Origin of the sequence: Stenotrophomonas sp. RS-48, from assembly GCF_030053245.1 — a bacterium.
GTDB classification, from domain to species: Bacteria; Pseudomonadota; Gammaproteobacteria; order Xanthomonadales; family Xanthomonadaceae; genus Stenotrophomonas; species Stenotrophomonas maltophilia_P.
Genome location: NZ_JASGBV010000016.1, coordinates 26,124 through 45,726 on the forward strand (window position 1 = coordinate 26,124; position 19,603 = coordinate 45,726).

Annotated in this window: 17 protein-coding genes; 12 read left to right on the plus strand and 5 right to left on the minus strand. The window is 65.7% G+C overall.

The annotated features are described in order from the left end of the window. The first annotated feature begins 144 nt into the window (after positions 1–144). From gyrA to QMZ25_RS03760, 3 genes are all read left to right on the plus strand, one after another. Positions 145–2,859 carry a DNA gyrase subunit A gene (gyrA, locus tag QMZ25_RS03750; protein ID WP_283219142.1) on the plus strand — a complete coding sequence of 905 codons (2,715 nt, stop codon included), beginning with the start codon at positions 145–147 and terminating at the stop codon, positions 2,857–2,859. Between the two features lie 132 nt (positions 2,860–2,991). Continuing rightward, complete coding sequence (locus QMZ25_RS03755; RefSeq protein ID WP_283219143.1) at positions 2,992–5,517, plus strand: membrane-bound PQQ-dependent dehydrogenase, glucose/quinate/shikimate family; 2,526 nt, start codon at positions 2,992–2,994, stop codon at positions 5,515–5,517. Between the two features lie 112 nt (positions 5,518–5,629). Continuing rightward, entirely contained in the window at positions 5,630–6,100 is a 471-nt protein-coding gene (locus QMZ25_RS03760) for a transposase (RefSeq protein WP_283219144.1), read from the plus strand. Positions 6,101–6,115: 15 nt separating this feature from the next. Here QMZ25_RS03760 and QMZ25_RS03765 read toward each other — a convergent pair whose 3' ends face one another. Further along, complete coding sequence (locus QMZ25_RS03765) at positions 6,116–6,508, minus strand: DUF3037 domain-containing protein (protein ID WP_053515475.1); 393 nt, start codon at positions 6,506–6,508, stop codon at positions 6,116–6,118. Further along, positions 6,486–7,262 (minus strand): HipA family kinase, encoded by a 777-nt coding sequence (locus QMZ25_RS03770; RefSeq protein ID WP_180876885.1) that lies wholly within the window; start codon positions 7,260–7,262, stop codon positions 6,486–6,488. Before QMZ25_RS03770 ends, QMZ25_RS03765 begins: the two co-directional genes overlap by 23 nt. A 221-nt stretch (positions 7,263–7,483) precedes the next feature. Between QMZ25_RS03770 and QMZ25_RS03775 the strand changes: the two genes are divergently transcribed. From QMZ25_RS03775 to QMZ25_RS03785, 3 genes are all read left to right on the plus strand, one after another. Then, positions 7,484–7,813: a hypothetical protein gene (locus QMZ25_RS03775; protein WP_053515479.1), complete on the plus strand. Its 330-nt coding sequence runs from the start codon at positions 7,484–7,486 to the stop codon at positions 7,811–7,813. A gap of 125 nt (positions 7,814–7,938) precedes the next feature. Then, positions 7,939–10,401 carry a prolyl oligopeptidase family serine peptidase gene (locus QMZ25_RS03780; protein WP_283219145.1) on the plus strand — a complete coding sequence of 821 codons (2,463 nt, stop codon included), beginning with the start codon at positions 7,939–7,941 and terminating at the stop codon, positions 10,399–10,401. Positions 10,402–10,503: 102 nt separating this feature from the next. Further along, complete coding sequence (locus tag QMZ25_RS03785; protein WP_283219146.1) at positions 10,504–11,259, plus strand: hypothetical protein; 756 nt, start codon at positions 10,504–10,506, stop codon at positions 11,257–11,259. 123 nt (positions 11,260–11,382) lie between these two features. On the opposite strand, the gene QMZ25_RS03790 is transcribed toward QMZ25_RS03785, so the two are convergent. After that, the gene (locus QMZ25_RS03790; RefSeq protein ID WP_283219147.1) at positions 11,383–12,366 is read right to left on the minus strand and encodes a hypothetical protein; all 984 of its coding nucleotides are present in this window, start codon (positions 12,364–12,366) and stop codon (positions 11,383–11,385) included. 138 nt (positions 12,367–12,504) lie between these two features. On the opposite strand from QMZ25_RS03790, the gene QMZ25_RS03795 reads away from it, so the two are divergent. The 4 genes from QMZ25_RS03795 to QMZ25_RS03810 all read left to right on the plus strand — a co-directional run bounded on the left by QMZ25_RS03795 (position 12,505) and on the right by QMZ25_RS03810 (position 15,546). Next, complete coding sequence (locus QMZ25_RS03795) at positions 12,505–13,455, plus strand: DUF2268 domain-containing putative Zn-dependent protease (RefSeq protein WP_283219148.1); 951 nt, start codon at positions 12,505–12,507, stop codon at positions 13,453–13,455. Between the two features lie 90 nt (positions 13,456–13,545). After that, positions 13,546–14,091: a hypothetical protein gene (locus QMZ25_RS03800; protein ID WP_277380853.1), complete on the plus strand. Its 546-nt coding sequence runs from the start codon at positions 13,546–13,548 to the stop codon at positions 14,089–14,091. Beyond that, entirely contained in the window at positions 14,072–14,656 is a 585-nt protein-coding gene (locus QMZ25_RS03805; RefSeq protein ID WP_283219149.1) for a hypothetical protein, read from the plus strand. Before QMZ25_RS03800 ends, QMZ25_RS03805 begins: the two co-directional genes overlap by 20 nt. Positions 14,657–14,802: 146 nt before the next feature. After that, a complete protein-coding gene (locus QMZ25_RS03810) occupies positions 14,803–15,546 on the plus strand; it encodes an SGNH/GDSL hydrolase family protein (RefSeq protein WP_283219164.1) in 744 nt (247 codons plus the stop codon). A 45-nt stretch (positions 15,547–15,591) separates the two neighbouring features. Here the strand turns inward: QMZ25_RS03810 and QMZ25_RS03815 are convergent, their stop codons facing one another. Further along, positions 15,592–16,137, minus strand: a complete 546-nt coding sequence (locus QMZ25_RS03815; protein WP_065176034.1) for a thioesterase family protein — start codon at positions 16,135–16,137, stop codon at positions 15,592–15,594. Positions 16,138–16,205: 68 nt separating this feature from the next. Here QMZ25_RS03815 and QMZ25_RS03820 point away from each other — a divergent pair, with 68 nt between their 5' ends. Next, a complete protein-coding gene (locus tag QMZ25_RS03820; RefSeq protein WP_111186136.1) occupies positions 16,206–16,787 on the plus strand; it encodes a TetR/AcrR family transcriptional regulator in 582 nt (193 codons plus the stop codon). 44 nt (positions 16,788–16,831) lie between these two features. Further along, positions 16,832–17,212 carry a VOC family protein gene (locus QMZ25_RS03825; RefSeq protein ID WP_065182888.1) on the plus strand — a complete coding sequence of 127 codons (381 nt, stop codon included), beginning with the start codon at positions 16,832–16,834 and terminating at the stop codon, positions 17,210–17,212. A 154-nt stretch (positions 17,213–17,366) separates the two neighbouring features. Here the strand turns inward: QMZ25_RS03825 and QMZ25_RS03830 are convergent, their stop codons facing one another. Beyond that, positions 17,367–19,475: a TonB-dependent receptor gene (locus tag QMZ25_RS03830; protein WP_283219150.1), complete on the minus strand. Its 2,109-nt coding sequence runs from the start codon at positions 19,473–19,475 to the stop codon at positions 17,367–17,369. Positions 19,476–19,603: the final 128 nt, after the last annotated feature.

A 19,603-nucleotide genomic window follows, 5' to 3' on the forward strand; every position in this document is an offset into this window, starting at 1 on the left:
TGATTTGTGCCGGTAAAACCCCTGTAAACACAGGCGGGGAATGGTCCGATGTGGTAGTATCCACAGGTTGAATCGAGGTTCCGGCATGGTCACCCCCGCAGGTGTCCGCGCCGGACTGGACCGCTACCAGACAACGGAACCCGAATGGCAGAAACCGCCAAGGAAATCATCCAGGTCAACCTGGAAGACGAGATGCGCAAGAGCTACCTCGATTACGCCATGAGCGTGATCGTGGGCCGCGCGCTCCCGGATGCGCGCGATGGCCTCAAGCCGGTGCATCGCCGCGTGCTGTACGCGATGAACGAGCTCAACGCGCACAGCAACAAGCCCTACTTCAAGTCGGCGCGTATCGTCGGTGACGTCATCGGTAAGTACCATCCGCATGGCGATCAGTCGGTGTACGACACGCTGGTGCGCCTGGCCCAGCCGTTCTCGCTGCGTTACATGCTGGTCGATGGCCAGGGTAACTTCGGTTCGATCGACGGTGACTCCGCCGCGGCGATGCGATACACCGAAGCGCGCATGTCGCGCCTCGCGCATGAGCTGATGGCCGACATCGACAAGGAAACCATCGATTTCCAGCCCAACTACGACGAGAAGGAACTGGAGCCGACGGTCATGCCGACCCGGTTCCCGAACCTGCTGGTCAACGGTTCGGCCGGTATCGCGGTGGGCATGGCGACCAACATCCCGCCGCACAACCTGAGCGAATCGATCAATGCCTGCATCGCGCTGATCGACAACCCGGAAATCGACGTCGACGGCCTGATGGAGTACATCCCGGGCCCGGATTTCCCGACTGCGGGCATCATCAACGGCACCGCCGGCATCGTCGCCGGCTACCGTACCGGCCGTGGCCGCGTGCGCATCCGCGCCAAGGCGGATATCGAAGTGGCCGACAACGGCCGCGAATCGATCATCGTCACTGAAATTCCTTACCAGGTGAACAAGGCGCGTCTGATCGAGAAGATCGCCGAGCTGGTCAAGGAAAAGAAGATCGAAGGCATCAGCGAGCTGCGCGATGAGTCCGACAAGGACGGCATGCGCATCTACATCGAGATCAAGCGCGGTGAATCTGCCGAGGTTGTGCTGAACAACCTGTACCAGCAGACGCAGATGGAATCGGTGTTCGGCATCAACATGGTGGCGCTGGTCGACGGCCGCCCGCAGTTGATGAACCTCAAGCAGATGCTGGAGGCATTCGTCCGCCACCGTCGTGAGGTGGTCACCCGCCGCACCGTGTTCGAGCTGCGCAAGGCGCGTGCCCGTGCCCACGTGCTGGAAGGCCTGACCGTCGCGCTGGCCAACATCGACGAGATGATCGAGCTGATCAAGACCTCGCCCAATCCCAACGAGGCGCGCGAACGCATGCTCGCCCGCCTGTGGGAGCCGGGCCTGGTCGGGGCCATGCTGGGCGCCGCCGGTGCCGAGGCCTCGCGTCCGGAAGACCTGCCCAAGGGCGTGGGCCTGATCGAGGGCGGCTACCAGCTGACCGAGATCCAGGCCACCCAGATCCTGGAAATGCGCCTGCACCGCCTGACCGGGCTGGAGCAGGACCGCCTGACCGACGAGTACAAGCAGCTGCTGGAAGTGATCGCCGGTCTGATCCACATCCTGGAAGATCCCGATCGCCTGCTGCAGGTGATCCGCGAGGAGCTGGTCAGCGTCAAGGCCGAGTTCGGCGACGAGCGTCGCACCGAGATCCGCCACAGCGAAGAAGACCTGGACATCCTCGACCTGATCGCCCCGGAAGACGTGGTGGTCACCCTGTCGCACGCCGGCTACGTCAAGCGCCAGCCGGTCAGCGCCTACCGTGCCCAGCGTCGCGGCGGCCGTGGCCGCAGCGCGGCAGCGACCAAGGAAGAGGATTTCATTGAACAGCTGTGGCTGGTCAACACGCACGACACCCTGTTGACCTTCACCAGTTCAGGCAAGGTGTTCTGGCTGCCGGTGTACCAGCTGCCCGAAGCGGGCTCCAACGCACGCGGCCGGCCGATCATCAACTGGATTCCGCTGGAACCGGGTGAGCGCGTACAGGCCGTGTTGCCGGTGCGCGAATACGCCGATGGCCAGTTCGTGTTCTTCGCCACGAAGAACGGCACGGTCAAGAAGACCCCGCTGGGCGAATTCGCCTTCCGTCTGGCCCGCGGCAAGATCGCGATCAACCTCGACGAGGGCGATGCGCTGGTTGGCGTCGGCCTGACCGATGGCGAGCGTGACATCCTGCTGTTCGCCTCCAACGGCAAGACCGTGCGTTTCGGCGAGGACAAGGTCCGCTCGATGGGCCGTACCGCCACCGGCGTGCGCGGCATCAGGATGCCGCCCGGCGAGGAAGTGGTCAGCCTGATCGTGGCCGAGAGTGCCGGTGGTGCCGAGGACGAGAACGAGGACGACAACGGTATCGAGGAAGCGGTCGCCAATGGCGATGCGGTGATCGACGGTGCCGACGACGCCAACCTGCAGTACATCCTCACCGCCACCGAGAATGGTTACGGCAAGCGCACCCCGCTGCCGGACTATCCGCGCAAGGGGCGTGGTACCCAGGGCGTGATCGGCATCCAGACCACCGAGCGCAACGGCAAGCTGGTCGCTGCGGTGCTGATGGGCTCCAGCGATGAAGTGCTGCTGATCTCCGATGGCGGCACGCTGGTGCGCACGCGCGGTTCGGAAATCAGCCGCGTGGGCCGCAACACCCAGGGCGTCACCCTGATCCGCCTGTCCAAGGACGAGAAGCTGCAGGCGGTGGAGCGCATGGATGCCTCGATCGACGAGGACGAGGACGAGGTGGCCGCGGTCGCCCCGGCCACGGCCGAAGGCGCCCCGGTTGCCACCGGCAGCGAGGATGCCGCGCAGGAGTGATCCGGTCGCGCTGACGAGGTACCCGACGACGCCGGCCCCGTGCCGGCGTCGTCGTATGCGGGAGCATGGAATACGCACGCGCTTCACGGCGGCGGTGGGATAAGGGCAGCATGCTGCTCCCGGAGATCGCCGATGTCCGCCACGCCGCAGTCCGCGCCGGCGCCTGTGCGCCGCCACCCCTTGGTCACGGTCCTGTCGCTGCTGCTGGTCATCCTGGGCCTGGTGATCGGCGGGCTGGGTGCATGGCTGTTCCAGCTGGGTGGCTCGGCCTATTACCTCATCGCCGGCTGTGGCCTGCTGGCCAGCGGCATTTTGCTGTGGCTCAACCGTCGCAGCGGTGCGCTGCTGTACGCGCTGGTGTTCGTCGGCACGCTGCTGTGGACGGGGTGGGAATCGGGCAGCGATTACTGGCGCTGGGTGCCACGGCTGGGGCTGGTCACCGCGCTGGGCATCGTTCTGGCGCTGCTGACGCCGACGTTGCGCGCGCCGCTGTCCAAACGGCTGTCGTGCAGCATCGCCGCCGTGTTGCTGCTGGTGTTCGTCGGCGCGTTTGCCCTGGCGTTCAGTCCGCACGGCAGCGTGGACGGCCATGCGCCGTTCCCGGAAGCAGCCTTCAGCGCAGGCCTGGAGCCGACCCGCGACACCACCGGCCTGCAGCCGGCCGACCAGCCCGCCGAGGGTGACTGGCCCGCCTGGGGCCGCAGCAACGCCGCCACCCGCTTCTCGCCGCTGCAGCAGATCACGCCCGCCAACGTGGCTACCCTGCAACTGGCCTGGCAGTTCCGCACCGGCGACCTGCCGAAGAAGCGCTGGGGTGCCGAGACCACGCCGTTGAAGATCGGCGACCGGCTGTACCTGTGCACGGCACGCAACCGCCTGATCGCCCTCGAGGCCAGCACTGGCAAGGCGCTGTGGCGGTTCGATCCAAAGGTGAAGGACGCCTCCATTCCGTACACCGCCGCCTGCCGTGGGGTGTCCTACTACGAGCAGCCCGCCGTGCCGGTATTCGCCGATGCGGCATTGGCGGATGTGGCTGCCGATCTCGCCTTGCCCCTGCCACCTCCCAGCGTTCGACCGGGCGCGGCGGCGGGCGCGCGGCCTGCCTGCTGGGCGCGCGTCATCGAAGGCACGCTGGACGGACGCATCATCGCAGTGGATGCCGACAGCGGTCGGCCGTGCGTCAATTTCGGCAACAACGGCCAGATCGACATCACCCTCGACATGGGCGAGGTGCCGCCGGGCTATGTCTCGATCACCTCGCCGCCAGCCATCGTGCGCGGCGTGATCGTCACCGGCCACCAGGTGCTGGACGGGCAGCGCCGTGACGCGCCTTCCGGCGTGATCCAGGCCTATGACGCGATCAGCGGCAAGCTGCGCTGGGCGTGGGACATGGAGCGGCCCGAGCGCACCGGTCCGCCCCCCCGCGAGCAGGTCTATACCCGGGGTACGCCGAACATGTGGACCACCGCCACCGGCGATGAACAACTGGGCCTGGTCTACCTGCCGTTGGGCAATGCCGCCGGCGACTACTGGAGCGGCTCGCGCAGCGAGCAACAGAACCGCTATGCCACCTCGCTGGTGGCACTCGACGTGGCCACCGGCAAGCCGGTCTGGCATTTCCAGGCCGTACGCAAGGATGTCTGGGACTACGACCTCGGTTCGCAGGCCAGCCTGATCGATTTTCCGACCGCGGCAGGCAAGGTGCCCGCGATCCTGCTGCCGACCAAGCAGGGTGACCTGTACATCCTCGACCGGCGCAACGGCCGGCTGCTGACACCTGCCGAAGAGCGCAGGGTTCCGCAGGGCGGCGTGGAACCGGAGCAGCGCTCACCGACGCAACTGTTCTCGCTCTATCACACCCTGCGGCGCGAGCAGCCGCTGACCGAGCGTGACATGTGGGGCATCACGCCGATCGATCAGCTGGTCTGCCGCATCCAGTTCCGCAGGGCGCACTACCAGGGCTTCTATACGCCGCCCACCAGTGATCGCCATTCCATCGAGTATCCCGGTTACAACGGTGGCTCGGACTGGGGTGGCGTGGCCATCGATACCCGCCGGGGCGTGATCGTGGCCAACTACAACGACATGCCCAACTACAATCGGCTGGTCCCGCGTGCCGAGGCCGACCGGCGGGGATGGCTGCCGCGTGAGCAGATCCGCGCCGACCGCGGCGCTGGCGAAGGGGCAGGCGACCCGCAGGTGGGTACGCCGTATGCCATCGACGTCAATGCAGGATGGCGGCTGCCATTGACCGGCCTGTCGTGCAAACAGCCGCCGTATGGCGGCATCCGCGCGATCGATCTGCGCACGGGCACGCTGCTGTGGGACCGGCCGTTCGGAAGCGCGCGCGGCAACGGCCCGTTCGGCATCCGCTCCGGCCTGCCGATCGAGATCGGAACGCCCAACAATGGCGGTGCGGTGATCACTGCCAGCGGCCTGGTGTTCATCGCCGCCGCGACCGACGATCTGCTGCGCGCCATCGATCTGAAGACGGGCCGGGAACTGTGGCATGCCAGGCTGCCTGCCGGGGGCCAGGCCACCCCGATGATCTACGAGCAGGGGGGACGCCAGTACGTGGTGATCGTCGCGGCAGGCCATCACTTCATGGAGACCCGTCCCGGCGATTACGTGATGGCGTTTGCCCTGCCCGAACATTGAGCATCGTTCGCGGCGGGGCCTGTCCGCCGATTCCCGGAAGCGGCGATTTCCCACCCGATGACGTGGTGTCCACCGATGCAGTAGCGGTGTGCCGGCGGGCACGCTGTTGCGCATGCCCAGCCTGTCGAACCCTGTCAGTCGCGAGCCCATCATGGGCAATGTCCATCTGCTCACCGTGACCTGCTGCAATCGGCAGCGCCTGTTCGAGAACGCGGCGCATGCGGATGTCGCGATGCAGCTGTTGGCTGCGATGGACCGCGAGGGGCTGACCACCTCGCTGGCCTGGCTTGTCATGCCCGACCACGTGCGATGGCTGGCGCAGCTGCGTGGCTATCCACCCGGATACTGCGTACAGCGCTTCAAGGCGCGCAGCAGCTTCCTGATCAACCGCCATCGTGGCCGCAACGGAGCGGTCTGGCAGGCCGGCTATTTCGATCAGGTGATCGACAATGATGCTTCGTTGCCTGTGCGGGCCCGGCAGGTGCTGGCTTACCCGGTCAGTGCGGGGCTGGCCAGGCAGGTGGGCGAGTATCCCCATGGCTGGTGTCGCTGGCCGCTGCAGGACGCCACGATTGCGCGGTAGTGGCGTCCTGCCGTGTTACTGCGGCACCCGTACCATCTTCGTCATCAAATGTTCGACCACACCCGCCGGGTTGGCTGTGCGGCCCACATGCGTGCTGGACATCTGCACGATCGAGCTGCGTTTGGCGGTGAGGAAATGGAAGCGTGCGCGTGCCGGAAGCTGCGCGATGGGGCCGGCGGTGGCATCGCCGCGGCAGATGGCCACGATGGCATCCAGCCACGGTTGCAGCGCCTGCTGGTCCAGCGCCGGTGCGAACGCCTGCAGGCGTGCCGGGTCGATCTCGATGGCCGCTTCCAGATGACGCGCACCGGGACAGGACACGATCACCCCGACGTTGATGAATTCCTCGCGCTCCACCCGCGGTACAACGCGGATGACCGCATAGTCATACGTGTGCAGCGTGGGCACGGATGGCCTCCTGCACGAACACCGCACGCACCTTCAGGCGATGCTTGAGATAGTCGATGTAGCCCTGGCGGTAGGCCTGAGCGCTGTCGAACGCCGGCTCGTTGACCAGCCAGCTGTCTGGCACGAGGCCGACGATCCGCTCGATCTCGGCATCGGTCAGGCGAGCCGCCAGCTCGGCATCCACCTCGGCGATGCGGCTGGCGAACGACAGCAGCACGTGGTCGCGGATCAGCACGAACGGCCTTTCGCACGCATCGCCGGCGTTGGCCCAGTCGTGGTGGAAATACATCGCTGCACCGTGGTCGATCAGGTACAGCTGGCGGTGCCACACCATCAGGTTCGGGTTGCGCGTGGTGCGATCGACATTGCTGGTGAATGCATCGAACCAGACGATGCGCGACGCCAGGTCGGCGTCCACCGGCATGGCCGCCGGGTCGTAGTTGATCGCGCCGGGCAGGTAATCCAGGCCCAGGTTCAGGCCCTCGCTGGCGCGGATCAGTTCCTGGATCTCCGGATCCGGTTCGGTACGCGCGAACTCGCTGTCCAGTTCGACGAACAGCAGTTCGGGAATCGGCAGGCCCAGGGTACGGGCCATTTCACCTGCGATCAGTTCGGCGATCAGGGCCTTGGGCCCCTGGCCCGCACCCCGGAACTTGAGTACGGCCATGCCGTCGTCGTCGGTCTCGACCACGGCCGGCAGGGAGCCGCCCTCCCGCAGGGGCGTAATGTAACGAAGAGCATTCACGGTGCGCATGCACGCATTCTAGCGTGGCACGCGGTGCTGCATTGCATGCGCCGCAGAGCACACGCCGCGCATGCCGACGCAACGCAGGCAATGCTGAATGCACGCTGCGCAATGTGCCGCGCTTCACACGATCCTCCGGACGGCGCGGGCAACATGCTGTCCATGGCGTTCGCGGAAACGCCGCGCGGATCCTGCTCCACGATGTCTCCACCAGATGCGGAGGTACAGGGATGAGCGACCAACTGAATGCGGCACTGCCGCCTCTGGATGATGCCAAGGCCGAAGAAATGATCGGCAAGGTGGTGCTGGTGGGCGTCACCCGTTACGGCGGTGACGGGCAGGTTCAAGGGCTGGAGCAGTATGCCGGCACGGTGCTGCGCATCAGCGCGTTCGAAGGCGTGGTGCTTGCCGACGAAAACGATGGGCACGAGCGCTACCTGCCGCCCATGCTCGACCAGTACCTGCCAGCCCAGCCGGGCGAGTACTGCATGCGCTCCACCGGGATGATCGTGGTGGACCCGGACTATCTGGCCACCTGGGACCTGCACGCCCGGCAGTAGTGACCCGGCCTGCGCTTTGCCTTATCCGGTGACTAGCCCATCCGGCCCATTGAACGCGGGCCGGGCGGTGCTAGATTCGGCGCATGCCCGCTTCGCGGGCAGCCCGACACTACCAGGGGATAAGGATGCTCATCCGTCGTACCTCTCTGGCGGCTGCCATTGCCGTCGTTGCCGTCACGCTGTTGTCTGCAGGCCCGGCATGGGCCGACTATGCCAAGCCGCCGGAGCATCTGCTGAAGGTGCTGAAGGCACCGCCGCCGCCAATGCCGAACGTGGACCCCAGTGGCCAGCGTCTGTTGCTGACCACCGCGCAGACCTATCCGTCGATCAGCCGGGTGGCGCAGCCCTACCTGAAACTGGCCGGCGTGCGCCTGGAGCCGAAGAACCGCAGCCGCCATGACACGCCCGGAGGCTATGGCATACCGGCCTGCGTGGCCGACTTCACCCTGGTCGAGATCGGCAGCGGCAAGGAGACCAAGGTCAACCTGCCGCAGGGCTGCGCCGGTGGCGCGCTGTGGTCGGCCGACGGCAGCCACTTCGCGTTCCAGAATGCAGTCGAGACCAGCGTGCAGCTGTGGGTGGGCGATGCCGCCACCGGTCAGGTCAAGCAGGTACCGAACGTCCAGTTGAACCCGATTTTCGGCAGCACCGTGCAGTGGCTGGGTGGCAGCCAGACACTGCTGGTGAAGCTGGTACCGGCCAACCAGGGGCCTGCACCCTCCAATGGCGGCGTGCCGACCGGACCCGATGCACAGGAGTCGCTCGGCAGCAGTGGCGAGAGCAGCACCTATGAGGCACGCGACACGCTGACCAGCGTGCATGACGAAGCGTTGTTCGCCTACTACGGGGCCTCGCAGCTGGCGGTGGTGGATACCGCGGCGGGCACCGTGCGAACGGTCGGCCAGCCGGCCATCTACAACGATGTCAGTGCGGCGCCAGACGGCGTGCATGTGCTGACCGAGTCGATCAAGCCACCGTTCTCGCATGCGGTTACCTACCAGCGTTTCGCCAACGACGTCGCGGTACTGGATGTCAGCAGTGGGCGCACGACCCCCATCGCCCGCCTGCCGTTGGCCGACCGCGTGCCGGTGCACGGCGTGCCGGAGGGGCCGCGCGGTTTCGACTGGCGCTCCACCGATCCGGCGACGCTGGTGTATGCCGAAGCACTGGACAAGGGCGACTGGAAAGTGAGTGTGCCGCACCGTGACCGCGTGCTCATGCTCAAGGCGCCGTTCACCGGCAAGCCGGTGGAGATCGCGCGTACCGCGCAGCGCTTCGAAGGCATTGCCTGGACGGCGGACCCGGCCGTGTCGTTCCAGTTCGAGAATGACGAGAACCGGCACTGGGTGCAGACCCGCATCGTCGATGTGGACAAGCCCCGGCAGGAGGGCCGCCTGTTGTGGGACATGTCCAGCGACGAGCTGTACGGCGATCCGGGCAACCTGGTGTTCAAGCGCCTGCCCAATGGCGCACCGGTGGTGCGGCAGGAAGGGACGTACGTGTTCCTGCGCGGGCAGGGCGCTTCGCCGCAGGGGGATCGCCCGTTCCTGGACCGTCTGGACCTGGCCACACTGAAGAGTGAGCGCCTGTTCCGCAGCGATGCCGATGCCTACGAGCAGTTCCTGGGCTTCAGCAATACGCCCGGCCGCTACCTGACGTGGCACCAGTCGGTGATGGACCCGCCGAACGCCTTCCTGCGCCAGCAGGGCGATGCTGTGGCGGACGCCAAGCAGGGCGAGGCGCAGTACACCTCCACCGCGACGGCCCTGACGAAGCTGGTCGATCCCACGCCTGAAGTGCGGCAGATCAAGAAGCAGCTGGTGACCTACAAGCGCGCCGACGGCGTGGACCTGTCGTTCACCCTGTACACGCCGCCCGGCTACCGGGAAGGCCAGCGCGTGCCGGCCATCCTCTACGCCTATCCGGCAGACTTCGCCAATGCCGCGCAGGCCGGGCAGGTCTCCGGTTCGCAGCAGACGTTCACCCGCCTGCAGCCGTACCGCCTGATGCTGCTGGCCGGCTACGCGATCATCGACAATGCCTCGTTCCCGATTGTCGGTGATCCCAGGAACGCCTACGACACCTACCTGGAGCAGTTGGAAGCCGATGCCAAGGCGGCCGTGGACAAGGCCGTCGACATGGGCGTGGTGGATCGCAACCGTATCGGCGTGACCGGCCACAGCCACGGCGGCCTGATGACCGCGAACCTGATCGCGCATACCACCCTGTTCAAGGCGGGCGTGGCGACCAGCGGCTCCTACAACAAGACCTTCACTCCGTTCGGATTCCAGAACGAGCGGCGTTCGGTCTGGCAGGCACAGGATGTCTACCTGAAGGCATCGCCGTTCTTCTACGCCGACAAGATCAAGCTGCCGCTGCTGCTGGTGCATGGCGAGGACGATGCCAATCCGGGTACCGAGCCGTTCCAGTCGCGCAAGCTGTACCAGGCGATCCGTGGCAACGGCGGCACCACCCGCCTGGTGATGCTGCCGAACGAGCCGCACTGGTATACGGCGCTGGAGTCGAACGAGCAGCTGGTGGCGGAGATGCTCAACTGGTTCGACACCTACGTGAAGAACGCCAAGTGAGGAATGGAAAGGCCGCCCTCGGGCGGCCTTCCTGCATCCTGTGGAGCCGAGCCATGGTCGGCTGCTGTAGTACAGAGCCGGGGAAATCACATGAAGGCATGGATGTTGGCGCTCGCTCCGCTGTTGGTTTCTCCTGTGGCCATGGCGGTCCAGCGGCCGATGAGCGTGCACGTCACGTACGACTGGTCTGGCTGGGGTTCCGTATCTGAGCGCTGGGTCATCCGGCGCGATGCCTACGGCGTGACCACCCGCGTACAGGTGGTTGACGCGCCCGACGTGCAACCGCGGGTGCCGGAGCTGCTGCCGTTCGGCGCGATGTCAGCGTTCGAGGCTGCGCTGCAGGCAGCGCCGTTGACCCGGGATGCCACGGTGGATCTGATCGCTTCGCGGCTGGACCGGTCCACCATGCTGACGCTGGATCCACAGTTGCGCAGCACGCCGCCGGCCAGATGCTCGTTCGCCCAGCAGCAGGCCTGGGCACGCCGGGCGCTGGCCGGGCAAGGTCTGCAGGAGCGCGTTGCAGCGCATTTCCGCGGCCTCTGGACTGACGACCATCCCAGCATGACCGTGGTCGTAAGCCGTCCGGGCCGCCCGGACACCGTGCTGGTGTCCACTTCCCAGTACGCAATGATGCTGCCATGGAAGCGCGTGTCATCGACGAACTTCGACCAGCACGTTCTGGCAGGCGCGCAGGAGCAGTGGCGTCCGGCGTTGAGCGATGCACTGATGGCGCTGCTGCCTGCGGGGGAACCCAGCCGCGAACGTTTCAGGATCAGCTGGTTGCAGAACAGATTACGAGACGACATTGCCCAGGAGGCGCTGCGTTGTGGGACGCTGCGCAAGGAAACCGCAGATTGATCATCCACGGATGCTCTGCGATCAACGGTGCAGACTCGATAGCGACAGGTCGATCGCGGTGCGGCCGGACAGGCGCCCCAGCAGGGAAGTTGTGCGTGGAGAGCGCTGCCTGGGCATCCGCGCTCACGCCAGTGGCAGGCGGTCCTGCGCGTGCGAAAGGCGATCATGCAGGTCGCGCACATGCTCGGCCCTGGCATGTGCCCGGGTGGTGTCGCCGAAGCTGCGCAGATAGGCGCAGGCGGCGAAGCCGTCACTCTTGCTTTCATACTCCGTAATCCAGGCCAGTCGGTCCGGATTGTCGGCCTGCTCGGCCGACCACGCGGCGGCGGGCGGGCGGATGCGGTACTTCAGGCCGACACGCCATGGTTTGGGTGTCAGCCGGGCCCGGAAGCAGTGCTGCAGCCGGCACATGCGCGCGTACAGCGTGTCGGCGCCCAGTGCGTTGAAGAACGCCTGCAGCGCCTCGTCGCCGGGGGAGAACGTGGCATGCATGGCCAGTATCCGCAGCCCGGCCGGCGTCCGGTACGCGCGCAGATGCCAGTCCGGGTGCTGCCTGCTGAAGTCCGCAACCCGCTGCAGGGCCACGCCCTCGGCGCCACCGGCAGCGGCCAGGCGACGCCTGCGTTGCATCAGCATCGCGGTATTCACCAGAGCCACGGCTGCCACGCCCAGTACCAGCCCCACCAGCCAGTGCCAGAGCAGGGTGCCGATGAGGGCGACGGCGGGCAGCAGGGCTGCCGTGATGACGACGGGCATCACACATCCTGCCGGTGGTTGCGGGTGGTCAATGTCGGCGAACAGGACGTCCGGAGTGTTCAGGCACAGCGCACCGTAGCTGTTGCGGGTGATCACCACGCCGCCATCGCGCTGCACGATCTGCTCGCGGATCGGCACGCCTTCCACGCCGTAGTTGCTGCGGACCTCGCGGCGCGGCAGTGCCTGACCGGCGAGGATGGCATTGAGCGCTTCGTTGGCCCGGCGTTCGGCGTGGCCCTGAGCGTCGGCAGGGCTTGTGTCGGACCATCCGAAGCGGCGCACGACCACCGGCCGGCCGCGGAAACGGGCCTGCAGGCGGGCTTCGGCCCAGTACGCGGGAACGATCATCATCGTGCGGTGCGCCATCATCCATGGCAGATGCCGAGGTGAGTCTGGCACAGTGGCGTAACGGCCGCACCCGCCTGCTGCGACGAGGCGGGCGCAGTGATAGATTGCGTGCCTGGCATTGTCTCCAGCAAGGACGGATCGATGTTGGTTTCCCTGCGTGGCCTGCTTGCCCTGGCGCTGGCCGGGACGGCCGGCGTGGCCCATGGTGCAGCGCCCGGGCCCGAGATCCTGATATCCGACGCCAGCCGCTTCTATGCCGTTTACGACACAACCGATGGCCAGCCCAGCGTGGCCCAGTTGGCGCAGTACCTGGCCGAAGGGACGCCCAGCCTGGGCGAGTTCGCGAGCCGGCGACGGGTCACCGCCGAGCGCATCGCCGACGCCATGCGTCGTGACCCGGCGATGTATGCCAATGGCAGGGCCTGTCTCGATGAACTGCCTGCGGTACGCCAGCGGCTGGTGCAGGTGTTCGCCAATCTGCAGGCGATCTATCCGCAGGCGAGGTTTCCCCCGGTCGCGATCATGGTCGGTCGCGGCCGCCCGGTCGGCCTGACCTATCCGGGAGGCGTGCTGATCGGGCTGGAAGCCCTTTGCGCGGCTGACTTCATGAACCCCAATGTGCAGGACCGCTTCGTGCACGTGATCGCGCACGAGTACGTGCACATCCAGCAGACCGGTGCGATCGATTTCGAGCAGGGCGATCCGCGCGCGACGGTGCTGCGCCTGTCACTGGCCGAAGGCGTGGCCGAGTTCATCACCGAACTGGTTTCCGGCAACGTCGGCAACGGACGCCACGCGGCATGGACCCGGGGCAGGGAAGTGCACATCGAAAGTGCATTCGCGCTGGACCTGGACAGTACCGATCTGTCGCCCTGGCTGTACAACTACACGCCCGGTTCCGACGCGCCCTACGATCTGGGCTACTGGGTGGGCTACCGCATCGCCAAGGCGTACTACCTGCAGGCCAGGGACAAGCGCGAAGCGGTGCGCGCCCTGATCGAACAGGACGATCCAAAGGCGATTCTGGCGGCCAGTGGCTGGACGCCGGGCATGTGGATGCCGGCGAAGGTGACTGGCGTGGCCGCGCGTTGATGTTGATTGCTGGCGCAGCCATTCATGCTTGAGGAATGATCGCACCGTTGAGCATTCTGTATTAACGTTTAGCGATAAGGAGATCGCGTGATGAAGCTGACGGTGAATGATTACGCAGCAGTTGCCTCGGTGCTTGTTTCAGCAGTCTCGGCCCTTTGGGCATGGAGCAGCGCTCGGATTGCGAAACGCGCGCTTGCATTGGCGCAGGCTGAGGCTGACCAGAACCAGGAGGGAATAACCGCTGAGCTGATAAGAGCTCTGAAATGGCAGCGAAACGGTTCTTCCTTCATGTCGATCTCCTGCTCTGTCAATAACTCATCGAAATCGCCAACAGTCGTCAATAGAATGGAGTTGATGATTCACTTCTTTGATCCATCCGGTATAGGAAATAAAATGCTACTCCCTTCCTGTGCCTCATCACCGAGCGGTTCTGACTTCTCCAGACTGGAACAGCCTCTGAACATTCAGCCCAGGTCTGCAGTATCTGGTTGGGTATCGTTCGATATCTCACAGTTGCCCGAGGGTAGCAAAGTGGAGCGTCATGAGATGGTGGGTACGACCTGGTCTGGGAAGAGGTTCTCCGTCAACGTCTATCAATTCGTCCGGGAGGCTGGTGATGAAGGTGGTGGTCAGTAGGGTTGTGGAAGTTGGAGCCATTGCCAACCCTGTTGTGAGTGATCGCAAGCTTATTCCATATTTGACGATTGATTGCAGCGGGAATCGTGACTTGGAATTTGCGATTGAAGCGCATTCGAGCGCGGATGAGCCGGGGGACGTGACAGCTACCTGGGCCCTTCAGAGATTTTCTAAGAAGAGTGTCTTCCTTAAGCTCGAGTTCCAACGGCCGGGAATCGCGGTTGGATTCTTGGAGTTCGATCTGCAGGCTCACGGTTTTGCCGTGGAATGGATTAGGTCTGTTTATGGCGCATATCTGCAATCGCTCAAGTACGGTTCCCGTCTTTCAGAGGGAATGGGAGCTCCCGCCATCCTGGTCGAAGTTCCACACACCGCCACCTTTCCTTCTTGGAATGGGATTTATGAGAAGGCATTGCGGAAGAAGTTCCGAAATGCGGGTGTTCCCCGGTCGCAGATCTCTAGCGAGATCGTCAATTACAAAGCCCGAATGCGAGAGCTCTGGTATCGCTTCTCAGTCGATGCAAGGCAGAAGCGAGAGCCAGTAGAAATCGATACGTCGAGTTGATTCGCTGAGTCTCGTGCTGAGATTGGCCTTCATTGCAGATGAATATTTAGCTTCAGATTGAATAGTAGATCCATGCTCGTACAACGGATGCTATCGGCATGCACATTCCTGCTTTGACGGCCGGCGCCATCGCGCTGGCATTGGCGATGACCGGCGGTGTGAAAGGGGCCGATGCACCCGCCATCAACCCGTTGCTGACACGGCCAGTGGAGCAGCTGCGGCCGGACGAAGTCCGTTTCATGCAGCAGCGTCTGGCGGATTGGCCACAGCTGCAGCGCTATCGTGACGCCAACGCAGCACTGCCTGCTGCCCGGCCCGGACAGCCACGCGTGGTGTTCTACGGCGACTCGATCACCGAGGGCTGGGGGGCTGAGGGCAGTGCCGCCTTCTTCCCCGGCAAGGGGTATCTCAATCGTGGCATCGGGGGCCAGACCACGGCGCAGATGCTGGTTCGCTTCCCGCAGGATGTGCTTGCGCTGCATCCCCAGGTGGTGGTGATCCTGGCCGGCACCAACGATATCGCCGGCAATACCGGCCAGGCCACGCAGGCGATGATCGAAGACAACGTGCAGGCGATGGTGGCGCTGGCGAAAGCGCAGGGCATCAGCGTGGTGCTGGCCTCGGTGCTGCCGGTCAGCGAGTACCCCTGGATGCCTGGTATCGAGCCCGCCGCGAAGGTGCGCGCATTGAACCGTGCCCTGAAACGCCATGCCGACGAACAACAGCTGGTCTACCTGGACTACCACACGCCGTTGGCCAACGCGCAGGGCGGTCTGGATGCCGACCTGGCCGGCGACGGCGTGCATCCCACCACGAAAGGCTACGCGGTGATGGCACCGCTGGCCGAGGCTGCGATCAACCAGGCACTGGCGAGGCGCGCCGCCCGGTGATGGTCGGCAGGACCATGCCGCAGGTCGCGCTGTGCTGGTGGGAACTCAGTCGTCGTCGCGCTTCAGCGCAGCGTCGGCAGCCAGCAGAGCTTCGGCGGCGGCGCTGAGTGCGGGGGAGGGCGGCAGCGGCGAACCGATGGCGTCCATCATCTGCTGCATGCCCACGAATGCACGCGCGCGGCGATCATAGATACCGGTGACCAGCAGGGCGCGCGTGGCGATCTTCTGGCCGTCGCCGACCAGCACGCGCTGCTCCATGATCACGCGCGTGCCGACCCAGCCGGCCAGGCGTGTTTCCAGGGTGAAGCGCTGGAATGGCCGGAGCTCGCGGCGGAACTGGATGGTGCCGGCGCCGACGATCGGCGCCCATTTCTCGCGCAGCGCCACCTTGCCCAGGCCCATGCGCAGGATCAGGTCCAACCGGCCCAGATCGAAGATGTTCCAGTAGCGGCCGTTGGTCATGTGCAGGTTGCTGTCCAGATCGTTGGGCAGCACCCGGAACTGCAGCCGCGACACGCCGAAAGGCGCCTCCAGCCTGGGCCGGAACAGACTGCACAGCAGCAGATGGAGCAGGCGGAACCAGAGATTCATGATTATTACGAGTGTTATAGAATCGACGGTACGCTAGTCTATGGCGACTGTCTTAGCAAGGCGCAGCCATGAGTCCGCGAACGTCCGACGCTCCCCAGCGCGTGATCGATGCCGCCGCGCAGATGCTGGCTCGGGTCGGGCTGAATGCAACCAGCATCCGTGAAGTGACCAAGCTGGCCGACGCGCCGCTGGGGTCCACCTACCATCACTTTCCCGGCGGCAAGCAGGAGCTGCTGGCGCGCGCCACGCTTATGGCCGGCGACAAGGTGGAAGCGCTGCTGGTGGCGCTGCTGAAGGGCGGCGCAGTGCAGGGCCTGCAGCAGTTCCTGGCGATGTGGCGCGAGCGCCTGCTGCGCTCCGGGTTCCGCGCGGGTTGCCCGGTGCTGGCCGCTGCCGTTGAGGAGCCGATGGACGCGGTGCCGAGCCAACCCCGCGCAGCAGCTGCCGAGGTGTTCGCGCGCTGGCACGATCATCTCGCCAGGGCGCTCGTCGCCGAAGGACATGCGCCAGCCGCTGCGGGTGAGCTGGCCAGCCTGGTGATTGCCAGCGTGGAAGGCGCGGTGGCGATGTGCCGCGCGCTGCAGGATATCGCTCCGTTTGACCAGGTCGCTGCGCAGCTGCTCAGGGCTGTCGCGCCACCTGCGCGCTAGAATCAACGCGAACGCGCTGCTGCGTGCCCGGCAAGGACGTCCCCATGTTGCACCACCTCTCCCTCGGCGTCCGTGACCTCGATGCCGCAGGCCGCTTTTACGATGCCGCACTCGCCACGCTTGGGTTTCGCCGGGTCTTCGAGGACGAGACCGCGATCGGTTATGGGGTGGTCGATGATGAGGATGCGCTGTGCCTGAAGCTGCGTGATGACGCCGCAGCGCCGGGTCCCGGTTTCCACGTAGCGTTTGCCGCGGACTCGGCAGCGGCCGTGGATGCCTTCCACGCAGCCGCCGTGGCCAACGGGGGCGCTGACAACGGTGCGCCCGGGCCGCGCCCCGATTACGGTGACTTCTACTACGCGGCGTTCGTGGTCGACCCCGATGGCCATCGCATCGAAGCGGTGACCAAGGCGCGGCCGGAGTGACGCAGCCAGGTGTTTCGGCGCCCGCACGCTGACAAGCACAAGCGCACGCAGTAGCTCACGCCAGCGATGGTTCGCGCGGTGGGACGCTGCCGGGTACGTCGTCGAAGTGGCTGAAACGACGACGCCGGATCACACCCGGCGCCGCCCGGGGCGATCAATCGAAACGCCAGCGCACGCCTGCATAGATGCCCCGGCCTTCGCCAGGCGTGGAGCGGGCGACATCCTTGCCGGCGTCGTCGTAGCCCGGCGTGACCGTGGCCGCGTAGTGGCGGTTGCCGAGGTTGCGCATCTCCGCCCACGCCTGCCAGCGGCCACCGGGTGCGTCGTAGCCGATGCGGCTGCCGAAGATCACGTGGCTGTCGGCCCAGTAGCTGTTGGCGTAGTCCACCGCGATTCGCGAGGCGTATTCGGTGTTCAGCGCGGCGTACAGGCCGGAGGCATGATCGAAGCGCAGCTCGGCCTGGTAGCTGTGGCGCGGCAGGCCCGGCAGGCGGTTGCGGTCGAACCGGGCGTCATGGCGGTAACGGAAATCACTGAAGGTGTACGCTTGGCGCAACGACAGGCGCCCCGGCGCGGCCTGCCACAGCGTGCTGTCCAAACCGGCTTCGATGCCGCGGTGAACGGTGGGGCTGGCGTTGTTTTCTGCGATGAACAGGTTCGGCACCGGTTGCAACTCCACGCTCAGCAGCTCGTGGTTCACGTGCGCGTAGTAGCCGGTCAGCTCCCAGCGGCCCAGCACGGCATCGCCGCGTGCACCCAGTTCCAGCGTGGTGGCGGTCTGGTTCTGCATCGGTAGCGGCGCGCGCTGGCGCCCGCTGGACGGTCCGTTGCCCGGCCCGAAGTATTGGTTCGAGCCCCAGATCATCGACCAAGGATGCGGCGCTTCCACCGAGCGGCTGAGGTTGCCGAACCACTGGGTCTGCGCGCTGTGCTGCCAGGTGAAGCCCAGTCGCGGTGCGTAGTCCCAGTCGTGGTTGCGCAGGCGGCCGCCGCTGCTCGGCCAGGTCACCTGCACATCGCGGCGGGTGTTGATCAGTGCCAGCCCGGCCTGCATGCGCAGGCGGTCATTGAAGGCGAGGGTATTGCTGACGTGCAGTGTGCTGTCGGTGCCGTGGTGGCGGAAGTCACGCGTGCGCGTACCGGCGGCATAGCCGTTGCTGGCAAAGCGCAGCGACTCGCGCACATCGGCGTCCAGATCGTGGGTGACGCGCAGACCGATCGTGGTTTGGCTGTCCAGGCCGAACAGCCGGTGGCGGTGGTGGTAGTCCAGCGTGGCGTTGAGGTTGGCGTAATCCAGCTGCTGGCGGTACAGGCTCTCGTTCAAGTCCATCGGATACGTGTGATAGACCAGCCCGGCCTGCAGCGAAGAATCCTCGTCGATCTGCAGCGTGGTGACATTACCGACCCAGGTACTGCCCGGCTGCGGGCGGCGCGCATCGATGGCCAGGTTGGCCGCGTTCGCCGCATGCGGATCGTTGCGGATCTGATCGCGGGTCAAGCGACCGGGCGTTTCGTGATTGGTTTCGCGGTAGCGAACGAAGAAACGCGTCTGCAGGTCGGGCGTGATCTGCCAGCCGAGGTTGGCCATCGCGCCCTTGCCGTCACCGCGCGCATGGCGCTGATAACCATCGAACTCGGTATCGGTGTAGGCCAGGAAGTAATCGAGATCTCCGTTGACACCGCCCCAGCTGATGCCGCGTTTCTGGTAGCCACGGCTGCCCGCTTCGTAGTGCAGCTGCACGCCGGCCGAATCACGGCCGCTGCGGCTTACATAGTCGATGGCACCGCCCAGCGCCAGCGCGCCGCGCTCGAAGCCGTTGGCCCCGCGCAGCACCTCTACCCGCGACAGCCACAGCGGTTCCAGCAGTTCGTAGGGCGTACCGCCGGGGCCGGTCAACGGCAGGCCGTCGATCGATACGGCGATGCCCGAGGCATGTGCGCCCGGGCCGCGATTGATGCCCGAGCCACGGATCGAGACCTTGGTGCCTTCGTTGCCGGGCGACTGCGCACTGATGCCCGGCTGGAAGGCGAGTACATCGGCACTGCTGGCCAGTCGGCTGTCGGCCTTGGCCACGTCGATGACGTTGCTGGCGCCGGGTACGCGCTTCAGCGCTTCGCGTGCCTGTGCGCTGGCATCGGCCGCAGTGACCTGCACGGCATCAAGGGTGGTGGCCTGCGGAGCGGCCTGGGCGGTTGGGGCCAGGCCAAACGAGACGGCCAGGAACAGCAGCGACGGGGTAGGGCAGTACGGCGCGAGCGACATGCGGAAATTCTGTAAACCATGAAAGTGGCGCGCAAGTTAACAGGTCGACACCGCCACGTCACCCATCACCGGCGTATGGGGCTGGTGCACCTGTAGAGCCGAGCCCATGCTCGGCTGCTTTTTTTACG

Excerpts from the sequence above, each read along its gene's own strand:
- gyrA (WP_283219142.1), top strand. The coding sequence starts at position 145 with ATGGCAGAAACCGCCAAGGAAATCATCCAGGTCAACCTGGAAGACGAG.
- QMZ25_RS03755 (WP_283219143.1), top strand. The coding sequence starts at position 2,992 with ATGTCCGCCACGCCGCAGTCCGCGCCGGCGCCTGTGCGCCGCCACCCC.
- QMZ25_RS03760 (WP_283219144.1), top strand. The coding sequence starts at position 5,630 with ATGCCCAGCCTGTCGAACCCTGTCAGTCGCGAGCCCATCATGGGCAAT.
- QMZ25_RS03770 (WP_180876885.1), bottom strand. The coding sequence starts at position 7,262 with ATGCGCACCGTGAATGCTCTTCGTTACATTACGCCCCTGCGGGAGGGC.
- QMZ25_RS03775 (WP_053515479.1), top strand. The coding sequence starts at position 7,484 with ATGAGCGACCAACTGAATGCGGCACTGCCGCCTCTGGATGATGCCAAG.
- QMZ25_RS03780 (WP_283219145.1), top strand. The coding sequence starts at position 7,939 with ATGCTCATCCGTCGTACCTCTCTGGCGGCTGCCATTGCCGTCGTTGCC.
- QMZ25_RS03785 (WP_283219146.1), top strand. The coding sequence starts at position 10,504 with ATGTTGGCGCTCGCTCCGCTGTTGGTTTCTCCTGTGGCCATGGCGGTC.
- QMZ25_RS03790 (WP_283219147.1), bottom strand. The coding sequence starts at position 12,366 with ATGATGATCGTTCCCGCGTACTGGGCCGAAGCCCGCCTGCAGGCCCGT.
- QMZ25_RS03795 (WP_283219148.1), top strand. The coding sequence starts at position 12,505 with ATGTTGGTTTCCCTGCGTGGCCTGCTTGCCCTGGCGCTGGCCGGGACG.
- QMZ25_RS03800 (WP_277380853.1), top strand. The coding sequence starts at position 13,546 with ATGAAGCTGACGGTGAATGATTACGCAGCAGTTGCCTCGGTGCTTGTT.
- QMZ25_RS03805 (WP_283219149.1), top strand. The coding sequence starts at position 14,072 with ATGAAGGTGGTGGTCAGTAGGGTTGTGGAAGTTGGAGCCATTGCCAAC.
- QMZ25_RS03810 (WP_283219164.1), top strand. The coding sequence starts at position 14,803 with ATGACCGGCGGTGTGAAAGGGGCCGATGCACCCGCCATCAACCCGTTG.
- QMZ25_RS03815 (WP_065176034.1), bottom strand. The coding sequence starts at position 16,137 with ATGAATCTCTGGTTCCGCCTGCTCCATCTGCTGCTGTGCAGTCTGTTC.
- QMZ25_RS03820 (WP_111186136.1), top strand. The coding sequence starts at position 16,206 with ATGAGTCCGCGAACGTCCGACGCTCCCCAGCGCGTGATCGATGCCGCC.
- QMZ25_RS03825 (WP_065182888.1), top strand. The coding sequence starts at position 16,832 with ATGTTGCACCACCTCTCCCTCGGCGTCCGTGACCTCGATGCCGCAGGC.
- QMZ25_RS03830 (WP_283219150.1), bottom strand. The coding sequence starts at position 19,475 with ATGTCGCTCGCGCCGTACTGCCCTACCCCGTCGCTGCTGTTCCTGGCC.